Below are 9,572 nucleotides of genomic sequence, written 5' to 3' on the forward strand. Positions count from 1 at the left end.
AATTTGAATAAGTTTTTCATTTGAATTCTGTTTAAAATAATTAATTAATTTTACAGATTAATACCACAATCTTTAAAAGGTAACCCACCGATTTAAAAAAAGATCAAAGAATATTTTTTTTGTCTAATATTGGGTTACCATTCACGCATAAACGTATTAATTAGTGAGTAATAAGTTAAGCAGTTCAGTTCCAACAGATAGAGAGGTTGTTTTAGGGATACTAAATAACTCAGAAGATGCACTTAATAGACTGTACACGGGGTATTTTCCGATGATTTTGCAGTTTATCATGAATAATAACGGCGACGAAGATGATGCAAAAGACGTTTATCAGGAGGCGATTATTGTTTTATATAATAAAATCAGGAGTGGGGATTTTGAGTTAAGCAGTAAATTAAAGACCTATATATATTCAGTATGCAGACGGATCTGGTTAAAAAAACTTTCACAGCAAAGTAAGAAAACCACTAACCTGTCAGAACTTGATGACGTAGTAGCCGTAGAAGTTGATTTGGAACAGCACGAAGAGAAGGAACTCCAGTTTGAAAAGATGGGATCAGCCTTAATCAATCTTGGTGAACCCTGCAAAACCATTATTCAGGACTTTTATATTCACAATCTCTCCATGCAGGATATTTGCGAGAAGTTTGGCTACACCAATACGGATAACGTCAAAACTCAGAAATATAAATGCCTGCAGAGATTAAAGAAATTATTTTTTCAATCTTAATACGCAATGAGGAACGATATAGAGTTGGACGCCATGATTGAAGACTACCTGAAAGGTAATCTTACAGCTGCCGAAGCAGAAGCTTTTGAGCAGCTGAGAACCAATGACCCTGTGATAGACCATAAGGTTGTTGCACATAAGGCTTTTCTGGAAACCTTAACGCAGTATGGTAAAGTGATGTCCCTGAAACAACAAATGGATCAGGCACACGCGCAGATGGATGTAGCGGCAATGGCCGAAAAGATGAGGCCACACCCATCTTTTATCGTCAACATGTGGCGCAATAACAAGTCGGCCGTAGCAATTGCAGCTTCATTCCTGCTTTTAACAATATTTGCAGTGATTTCTATAGATCATAATTCCAGACAGAATGGAACTTATGAGGTTATGCGCCGTGAAATCAGCAATATCAAAAACAACCAGAATAAACTGGTAAGGACGCTGAATTCAACCGGACCAGCTCCTAAAACATCCCGAGGGCCTTCCGGCCTCGCTAAGTTTGGAGGCAGCGGATTTGCACTCACTGCAAATGGTTACCTGTGTACCAATTACCACGTGATCAGGGATGCAGATTCAATATATGTACAGAAAAATGGCGAATCTTTTAAAGTGAAGGTTGCCTATTTTGATGCACAGTATGACATTGCTATTCTTAAGATCATCGACAATTCATTCACACCCTTATCAAACCTTCCCTACAAGTTGAAAAAAAACGGTGTAGGTATGGGTGAAGATGTGTACACCCTTGGCTTTCCAAAGGACGACGCTGTACTGGGTGAAGGATATGTAAGTTCAAAAACAGGACATAATGGTGATACCACGCAATACCAGGTATCTATTCCAATCAATCCTGGTAATAGCGGGGGAGCTGTATTTGACAATTTTGGAAATATTGTTGGTATGATCACAGCAAAGGAAAACCAGGTTGAAGGTGCTGCCTTTGCAGTTAAATCAAAACATATTCTGGAAGCATTGAATGCCATCCCATCAGATTCCCTGGGTAAAAAGGTGGCTTTCTCTAAGAAGAATCCTTTACAGGGCCTAAACAGAACGAAACAAATAGATAAGATTCAGGACTTCGTTTATATGATCAAAGTATATAATTAGAGTTCTCTTTGTATTGAAAGCCCCTGGACTTAATTGTTCAGGGGCTTTTTTTTATCATATTGGATTAGAATTTGTTGTCTGGGAAGTATGAAATTTGGAAAAGCCAAACAGCAGGACGTTTCGTCGATAGATTTTGAACTGCCGCCTGACAGTGAGCGAAACAAAAAGGTGCTGAACAAAAAGGTTAAAAAACAGGCTGAAGTTTATGTAGGTTGTGCCAAGTGGGGGCGTCCCGAGTGGAAAGGTTTCCTTTATCCAGCCAAAACAAAAGCCACTGATTTCCTCAATGAATATGCTAAACACTTCAATTCGATTGAACTGAACGCAGCCTACTATAAGATACCGACAGTAGAGTCTACCCGGAAATGGACGCAGATAGCTGCTGATAATGCAAAGGCTAAGTTTTTATTTTGTCCCAAATTCCCGGTTACGATCAGTCACTATAAAAAATTGAAAGGTGCCGAAAAGATTACCGATGAGTTTCTTACTTCGGTACTTGAATTCGGCGATAGCCTGGGCCCCTGTTTATTGCAGATGAGCAATAGCTTTGCCCCGAAAAGCTTAAAGGACCTGGCTGATTTCCTGGAATCTCTTCCAAAGGATCTCAGGGTTTTTACCGAACTCAGGAATGAAAAGTGGTATTCAGACCCGGAAAGCCACCGGGAGGTATTCGAACTTTATGCACGTTTAAAGCAGGGGGCTGTGATCACAGATGTAACAGGCAGGCGAGACCTGCTGCATATGGAACTGACCGTTCCTGAAGTTTTTATCCGTTTTAACGGAATGGGCGCTGCTTTACGAGATACAGATTTTAAAAGAATTGATGCCTGGGCTGAACGCTTGAGGGACTGGCAGGACAAGGGACTTAAAAAAGTTTATTTCTTCCTGCACCAGGATGATGAACTGGAATCTGTACGCATGGCGGCATATGCCATAAAAGCCTTTAATGAAACATTGGGAAGTCAAATTCCTGAAATACAGCTGCAGCAATCACCCAATATTTGACATCAGCAAAATATCTACTATATTAGTAGTCTTATCACGGATGTCACCGGTTTTGGGGAGGTAATAATTGGGTTTGCAAATAAAATTGTTACTACTTTTGAATAGGTCACCGGGTAAGTTGTATAAATATTTATCCTGAGATTTTAAATTAAATAAGAAGACTATGAGTATCAGAATCGGAGATGTTGCTCCAAATTTCAAAGCGAAAACTTCAATCGGCGATGTTGATTTCTACGAGTTCCTGGGCGATGGCTGGGGAGTGCTCTTTTCACATCCGGCAGATAATACGCCTGTTTGTACTACAGAATTAGGCCGCACAGCACAGCTGAAGAGCGAATTCGAAAAAAGAAATGTAAAAGTTATTGCTGTGAGTGTTGACTCAGTTGAGTCTCACCAATCCTGGATCAGCGATATCAACGAAACACAAAATACAAGCGTAGAGTTTCCAATTATTGCTGATCAGGACAGGACGGTGGCTGATCTTTACGATATGATCCATCCAAATGCCTCTGAAACGCAGACTGTACGATCGGTGTTTATCATTTCGCCGGATAAAAAAGTAAAACTTATTATCGTGTATCCTGCATCTGTAGGAAGGAATTTCAATGAAATACTGAGAGTTATTGATTCATTGCAATTAACTGCTGAATACAGCGTAGCTACGCCGGCGGATTGGCAGGATGGAGAAGATGTGATTGTTATGAACAGCATTAAAACTGAAGATATCCCTGCAAAATTTCCCAAAGGTCACAAAGTTATAAAACCGTACCTGAGAACTACCCCGCAACCGAACAAATAATTTTTAAAACTTATTGATTTTCTTTAAGTTTGATATAGTTGAGAACTATAAAGAAATATTAATTTATACATTTTAATTTTATGAGTAACGGAAAAGTTAAGTGGTTTAATAAACAGAAGGGGTATGGCTTTATTGTCTATGAAGGCAACAAAGATATTTTTGTTCATTTTAAAGATGTCCTGGGCGGGATTGACAGTCTTCAGGAGAATGACGACGTCGAGTTTGAAGTAGCTGAAGGCAAAAAAGGATTACAGGCAGTAAAGGTTAAAAAAGTCTGATTTCCTTTAACTGTAGCAATAAAGCCTCCTTATACCAGGGAGGCTTTATCTTTAATAATGCTGCAGGATCTTACTTTTAAGGATGATCTTCCCAGTCTGGGCGCTATGTGTAAAGATCATAAATTGTGAATCATCAGGTTTAATGTGATACTTCTCTACAAGCGCCGCTGCCTTTTCAGGGTAATTTCTTACAATAACGCTTCCAAGCAGGTTTTTTTCTTTTTTGACCGCAGCTGCAGTGAGTACTTCTTCTATCTTAAATATCCGGCCCGGGAAATCTTTATTTATCAGGTCGGAAATGTATAGCTGGGTTTGCTGGTGGAACTTTTTAAGCTGGTACCTTTCGGCAATAAGGTTGAAAGCGCCTCCCTTCAATAAAGCTACATCAGGTTCGTACAAATAGTTTCCTTCGACCGGCGTATCCATAGCTGTTGCAGCTGGCTCGTCGCCTGCTAAAAAGCTGAACTGTTTCAGACTAGCATTCAGGGTACTGCAAACGATCTGTGGAGTACCTTCAAATTTCTTTTCCAGTATCCAGACCAGTTCCTTGCACTCGTTTTTAACGCTTACGATGTGGATACCTGCTACATGTCTTAATTCTTTCAAACCCGCGGTGATATCCAGCAGCGGTGCGGTCTTAATCAGGAGGCGATCTGTGCTGTTCAGGAGCAGATCAAGATTTTCAATAACGTCTGGTGTGCAGTCTTTCAGCATAAATACTTTACCAGCGCTGCTTCTCCGGGCGGGATCGATATAAATAGTCTCAAAATGCAGTTTAGTGTCCTTCAGGTATTCAATTCCGTCTCCGGCGATGAAAATAGTGTTGTGCTGCTCAAGGAGGCGCGCATTATAACTGGCAATTGCCGAAAGTTCTTCACTGATTTCGCAATGAACAACCGACTGGTTTACTTTTGAAAAATAATAGCTGTCAACCCCAAAGCCCCCGGTGAGGTCAATCAGCTTAGCGCCTTTGCTTAACTGAGCTTTATAAGCCGCTGTGATCTCCGAAGAACATTGCTCTACAGATAACAGGGGAGGATAGTATATTCCAGTTTTGGAAAACCATGCAGGCAGTTTTTTAGCGGACTTTTTCATCGCTGCAATCTGGGCCGACAGTTCCTGTCCCGTTACATCAGGGAAAGGGCTCTTTGCCATGGCAATCTTATGCACATCAGCATTCAGCTGCTCCCGGATGTAATCCTGTACTTCGCTATCGGTAATCGCCTTATTCAACGGCTGATTTATCTTTCATTACCATTTGGCAGGTATGTCGGCTTTTCACCTCCAGCAAAATATCCTTGTTTGCTGTTACCCTGTTTATCGTGTCCTGGTTGTAGTAACGGATAGTCACCAGTTCCAGGCCCTTATTGTATTTCACTTTGTAAAGTACTGATAATTCAGTGATCAGGTTACTTATCTTTTCCTCATCGTGGTCAACGCTCACAGAAAAACTGATCGCAGAGTTGAGCATTGTATTGACCTTCACCTTATGCTGGTGGAACAGGTTAAAGATATCGCTCAGGTTTTCTTCGATGATGAATGAAAAATCCTTTGGAAAAATAGAGATCAGTACCTGGTTCACCTTAAAAATAAATGAGGGTACAGGCAGCGGGCTGTTCTCACCATTGATCTGTGTGCCTGCACCCTCAGGATGCAGAAAGGATCTGACGTAAAGGGGAATATTTTTGTTCTGTAGGGGTTTAATGGTTTTGGGATGGATGACGGTTGCCCCATAGTAGGTGAGTTCAATAGCATCATGGTAAGACAACTGCGGAATTCTTTCGGTCTGGTCAAACCATTTTGGATCGGCATTGAGCACTCCCGGGACATCCTTCCAAATCGTTAATGCGGTGGCATCCAGACAAGCACTGAAAATAGCAGCTGAATAGTCCGATCCTTCCCTTCCCAGGGTAGTGGTAAAATTCTCGCTGGTACTACCAATAAAGCCCTGTGTGAGCGCAATACCTTTTTTCAGCACAGGCAGCAGGTGTTTCTGAATCTCTGCCTCAGTTTTATCCCAGTCTACTTTTCCCTCACGGTAAGTATTATCGGTTTTGATGAAATTCCGGGCATCAACCCAGCTAGTCGGCGTACCCTCTCCATTCAGGTATGCGGCTACGATCTTCGTGGATAATACTTCCCCGATAGAAACAATCTGGTCGTAAATATAATCAGGCGCATCATTGGCCTCTTCTTCGAGCAGCCATTCAATTTCAACAAAAGAATTGGCTACCTCATTGAATACCGGGTGCTGATGATCGCCGAAAAGTTCTGCAGCAATATTAAAATGATATGTTTTAATTTCTTCGAGCAGCTCATGGGTATTTTCCTGGCCAAAGATATAGGCGTTGGAAAGTTCTTCCAGTTTATTGGTCGTTTTCCCCATTGCCGATATAACGATGAGCAGGTTTGTCTGACTGGTATTTTTAATGATTTCAGCCAGGTTTTTTACTGCCTGGGCATTTACAACGGAAGCACCGCCGAATTTGTATACTTCCATGTTTATTTGAAATTGATTAAAACCGAACTCTCTTTCATGATGTCGTTTATTTTGGAAAAGGGAATAATTAACTCTGTTGTTCCTGCAGCATAAGCCTTGATTTCATAAGGATTATACAGGAATTTTATCCCTTCTTTAGTGAGTGTAAATGTTTCCGGCAGACTAAATACACCTTCGTTGAAGAAATAACCTTCAGACAAACTTGCGTTTGGTGCCAGATTCTCGTTCCTTCTGAAAATATTTTCGCCAATTGCCCTGAGTTTAGGCATACCCTCAGCGGTGATGATGGAATCAAGGGTGATTGTCTGATAGGTCTTTGGGTTGTAATTGAAGTAGGTAAAAAGCGTATTGGGGTGTGCACCACCTTTATAATCTGAATAGGTCATTAATACCGACAAATAATTGGGGTAATTGGCCTTCATTTTCAGGTCAATTTTCTGGAACCAGGATTCCTCTGCGCCCTTGTTCGCAGCGATATAGGTGTCGAATTCTTTGATAAATCCTGTTGCAAGTTCTTTATAGGTTTTATTGATCCCCTGTTTTCCTGCAATGCCGATAACGCGGTCTTCAAGGAACTTATTTACGCCCTGATCCTGGAATACCGGATAGAAGATCACAGCCTTTGCAGTATCTGTTATCAGTTTATTTGCAGATACTTTGGTTTTACTGTATACCCTTACCGAATCATAAGAGTAAGTCAGCGAATCTTTGTCCGACTGTGTGACAGCAGTGCTTGCAGAATCGATAACTTTATCTGATTTCTTTTGATTATTGCAGGCATACAATCCTGCTACTGCCAGCAGGGTAATTAATATTTTCTTCATCTTACAGCTGTTCTTTGCTAAATGAGGCATTTAACCATCCGTCTTCCAGATGCGCGTCATACTTGCGGTAAAAATTCAGGGCCGGCTCATTCCAGTCGAGCACCTGCCATGACATCCCATAGTAGTTGTTGTCCTTCGCTTCCTTCATCACCCGTTCAAAAAGCAGTTTACCTGCGCCTTTTCCCCGTGCTTCTTCGGTAACGATAAAATCTTCAAGATATAAACGACAGCCTTTCCATGTAGAGTATCTTACATAATAAAGCGCGAAGCCAATTATACCATTTTCAGTTTCTGCCACAAAGGCTTTCCATACGGGCTTATCACCGAAACCTGCAGCTGCAAACTCTGCCAGCGTAACAGTTACCTCATCCGGCATTTTCTCATAAACGGCCAGCTCAACGATGAGTTCCAGCAGGCGGGGGCAGTCTGCTACTACCGCAAATCTCAGTTGAATATCCATTATGCTTTATAGTGTTTAATTTTCCTCACACCGAAAATGCTGCTTCCGATTCTTACCATGGTACTGCCTTCTTCAATAGCCAGTTTGTAATCTCCTGACATGCCCATTGAAAGTTCTTTGAAAGAATCTTCCTTTCTAAAAAAGCTCAGTTTGATGCCATCAAACAATACCTTCAGCTCCTGAAATTCGTCTTTGGTCTGTTTTTCTTCTGCGTTATTGCTTGCAATACCCATCAGTCCTGTGATGCGGATATTTTTCATTGCCAGGTATTCCTCATCTCTCAGGAGTTCAATCACTTCCGCATGGTCAAGGCCAAATTTGGTGTCTTCATCCGCAATATAAACCTGCAGCAGGCAATCGATCACCCTATTGTTTTTTGCTGCCTGTTTGTTGATTTCTGCCAAAAGCCTGATACTGTCTACCGACTGGATCAGGCTGATGAAAGGCGCAATATATTTGACCTTATTTGTTTGCAGATGACCAATCATGTGCCATTCGATATCTTTGGGCAATGTCTCAGCTTTTTCTGCTAATTCCTGAACTATATTTTCTCCAAAAATGCGCTGGCCTGCGTTGTAGGCTTCTAAAACGGCAGCTGCATCATTGAATTTAGATACTGCGATCAATTCAACATTTTCCCCTTCTAATTCCTTTTTATATTTTATTAAATTGTCTGCTATGCTCATTTATCAGTATTTTTGGTAAAATTAACAACCTTAGTCCAATTTGCTAAGAAAAAATAATGTTTTACATACAATGAGAAGATTTTGCTGGGCCTGTTTGACGTTGGTCCTGATTGCAGGCTGTAAGACAAAGGTGCCAGATGATATCATTCAGCCCGATGAAATACGCCTGGTTTTATATGATATGCATATCGCTGACGGATATATTTCCACTATTCCGGTTCCTGACTCTGCAAGAAAGGTCGGTTCCTCCTACTACAGGGCCATTTACCAAAAATATGGTATCGATTCCGCAAAGTATACCAGGAGCATGAACTACTATTATGATCATGTAGAGGCTCTGAGTGCGATTTATAAGGATGTGACCGCAAACCTGCAAAAGTCCAAAGATAGTGTTGATAAGGTTCAGGCTAAGATATTGAAGAAGGAAGAAGCAGTTAAAAAATTAAAGAAAGACAGCGCAGAAAAGGCGAATCCAAAACTGGTAGCAGTAAGGATAGATTCCCTGAAAAAAGTGAAGAAGGACAGTATTGCCAGGCTCGAGGCAACGATGACACCAAATGAGCTTGCAGCAAGAAAAGCAAAACAAGATAACGCAGATAAAGCCCGGCTGAAAAGCACAAAGAACGCTGCGCCTAAAAAGGTAAATTAAACATGATATATCCCGACAATTGTTTAGACAGACTTGGCTTCAATGAAGTCAAGCAACTCATCTATAAGCATTGCCTGAGTCCGATGGGACAATATATGATCGGCAGGATGCAGGTGATGAATAAGTACGATCAGATCAATAAGTTTCTAAGACAGACAAAAGAATTTAAAAATATTCTGGAAAACCAGGAACCGCTGCAGATCAGCAGCTTCTTTGATATTAAATCCCTGGCGGATAAAATCAGGGTTGAAGGTAGTTACCTCCTCGAGGAGGAGTTGTTCCAGATCTACCTGTCACTGCAAACCGTTTTTTCGGTACTCAGATTCTTCGAAGAGCGGGCAGGAGTGTACCCAAACCTGGAAGCACTGTTTGAACATATCCCGGTAGAAAAGAATATTCTCAAAAAGATTGAGACGGTACTGGATGCTAAAGGCAAGATTAAGCCCAATGCTTCGGCTAAATTGCAGGAGATTTCTACAGACATCTCTAAGGGAGAGCAGGAAGTACGTAAGCGCATGGACAGCATTTACAAAC

The 9,572-nt window shown here is 41.2% G+C and carries 11 protein-coding genes and 1 pseudogene; 7 read left to right on the top strand and 5 right to left on the bottom strand.

Annotated elements, in window-relative coordinates:
- The first annotated feature begins 163 nt into the window (after positions 1-163).
- The 5 genes from ABWY16_RS09285 (at position 164) to ABWY16_RS09305 (ending at position 3,919) form a co-directional block, all read left to right on the top strand.
- Positions 164-730, top strand: coding sequence for an RNA polymerase sigma factor (locus ABWY16_RS09285; protein WP_353904368.1), 567 nt, complete (start codon positions 164-166; stop codon positions 728-730).
- A gap of 6 nt (positions 731-736) precedes the next feature.
- Positions 737-1,837, top strand: coding sequence for a S1C family serine protease (locus ABWY16_RS09290; protein ID WP_353904369.1), 1,101 nt, complete (start codon positions 737-739; stop codon positions 1,835-1,837).
- An 87-nt stretch (positions 1,838-1,924) separates the two neighbouring features.
- Complete coding sequence (locus ABWY16_RS09295; protein ID WP_353904370.1) at positions 1,925-2,842, top strand: DUF72 domain-containing protein; 918 nt, start codon at positions 1,925-1,927, stop codon at positions 2,840-2,842.
- A gap of 163 nt (positions 2,843-3,005) precedes the next feature.
- Positions 3,006-3,641, top strand: a complete 636-nt coding sequence (locus ABWY16_RS09300; protein WP_353904371.1) for a peroxiredoxin — start codon at positions 3,006-3,008, stop codon at positions 3,639-3,641.
- A gap of 80 nt (positions 3,642-3,721) precedes the next feature.
- Positions 3,722-3,919 (top strand): cold-shock protein, encoded by a 198-nt coding sequence (locus ABWY16_RS09305; RefSeq protein ID WP_353904372.1) that lies wholly within the window; start codon positions 3,722-3,724, stop codon positions 3,917-3,919.
- A gap of 51 nt (positions 3,920-3,970) precedes the next feature.
- Here the strand turns inward: ABWY16_RS09305 and ABWY16_RS09310 are convergent, their stop codons facing one another.
- From ABWY16_RS09310 to ABWY16_RS09330, 5 genes are read right to left on the bottom strand one after another with little or no spacing between them, the layout of a single operon-like run.
- On the bottom strand, positions 3,971-5,152 hold the full coding sequence (locus tag ABWY16_RS09310) for a hypothetical protein (protein ID WP_353904373.1): 1,182 nt from the start codon (positions 5,150-5,152) through the stop codon (positions 3,971-3,973).
- Positions 5,145-6,419, bottom strand: a complete 1,275-nt coding sequence (locus ABWY16_RS09315) for an aspartate kinase (protein ID WP_353904374.1) — start codon at positions 6,417-6,419, stop codon at positions 5,145-5,147. The genes ABWY16_RS09310 and ABWY16_RS09315 overlap by 8 nt, the downstream gene beginning before the upstream one ends.
- Before the next feature lie 2 nt (positions 6,420-6,421).
- Positions 6,422-7,243 carry a DUF3298 and DUF4163 domain-containing protein gene (locus ABWY16_RS09320; protein ID WP_353904375.1) on the bottom strand — a complete coding sequence of 274 codons (822 nt, stop codon included), beginning with the start codon at positions 7,241-7,243 and terminating at the stop codon, positions 6,422-6,424.
- A 1-nt stretch (position 7,244) separates the two neighbouring features.
- Complete coding sequence (locus ABWY16_RS09325; protein ID WP_353904376.1) at positions 7,245-7,703, bottom strand: GNAT family N-acetyltransferase; 459 nt, start codon at positions 7,701-7,703, stop codon at positions 7,245-7,247.
- Positions 7,703-8,389 (bottom strand): YggS family pyridoxal phosphate-dependent enzyme, encoded by a 687-nt coding sequence (locus ABWY16_RS09330; protein WP_353904377.1) that lies wholly within the window; start codon positions 8,387-8,389, stop codon positions 7,703-7,705. The genes ABWY16_RS09325 and ABWY16_RS09330 overlap by 1 nt, the downstream gene beginning before the upstream one ends.
- 70 nt (positions 8,390-8,459) lie before the next feature.
- Here ABWY16_RS09330 and ABWY16_RS09335 point away from each other — a divergent pair, with 70 nt between their 5' ends.
- Both ABWY16_RS09335 and ABWY16_RS09340 read left to right on the top strand, forming a co-directional pair.
- A complete protein-coding gene (locus ABWY16_RS09335; RefSeq protein ID WP_353904378.1) occupies positions 8,460-9,038 on the top strand; it encodes a DUF4296 domain-containing protein in 579 nt (192 codons plus the stop codon).
- Between the two features lie 2 nt (positions 9,039-9,040).
- Positions 9,041-9,572: pseudogene (locus ABWY16_RS09340) on the top strand (endonuclease MutS2); the annotation flags it as partial.

It is taken from the genome of Pedobacter sp., from assembly GCF_040513095.1.
Lineage (GTDB): Bacteria > Bacteroidota > Bacteroidia > Sphingobacteriales > Sphingobacteriaceae > Pedobacter.

Excerpts from the sequence above, each read along its gene's own strand:
- ABWY16_RS09290 (WP_353904369.1), top strand. The coding sequence starts at position 737 with ATGAGGAACGATATAGAGTTGGACGCCATGATTGAAGACTACCTGAAA.
- ABWY16_RS09295 (WP_353904370.1), top strand. The coding sequence starts at position 1,925 with ATGAAATTTGGAAAAGCCAAACAGCAGGACGTTTCGTCGATAGATTTT.
- ABWY16_RS09300 (WP_353904371.1), top strand. The coding sequence starts at position 3,006 with ATGAGTATCAGAATCGGAGATGTTGCTCCAAATTTCAAAGCGAAAACT.
- ABWY16_RS09305 (WP_353904372.1), top strand. The coding sequence starts at position 3,722 with ATGAGTAACGGAAAAGTTAAGTGGTTTAATAAACAGAAGGGGTATGGC.
- ABWY16_RS09315 (WP_353904374.1), bottom strand. The coding sequence starts at position 6,419 with ATGGAAGTATACAAATTCGGCGGTGCTTCCGTTGTAAATGCCCAGGCA.
- ABWY16_RS09320 (WP_353904375.1), bottom strand. The coding sequence starts at position 7,243 with ATGAAGAAAATATTAATTACCCTGCTGGCAGTAGCAGGATTGTATGCC.
- ABWY16_RS09325 (WP_353904376.1), bottom strand. The coding sequence starts at position 7,703 with ATGGATATTCAACTGAGATTTGCGGTAGTAGCAGACTGCCCCCGCCTG.
- ABWY16_RS09330 (WP_353904377.1), bottom strand. The coding sequence starts at position 8,389 with ATGAGCATAGCAGACAATTTAATAAAATATAAAAAGGAATTAGAAGGG.
- ABWY16_RS09335 (WP_353904378.1), top strand. The coding sequence starts at position 8,460 with ATGAGAAGATTTTGCTGGGCCTGTTTGACGTTGGTCCTGATTGCAGGC.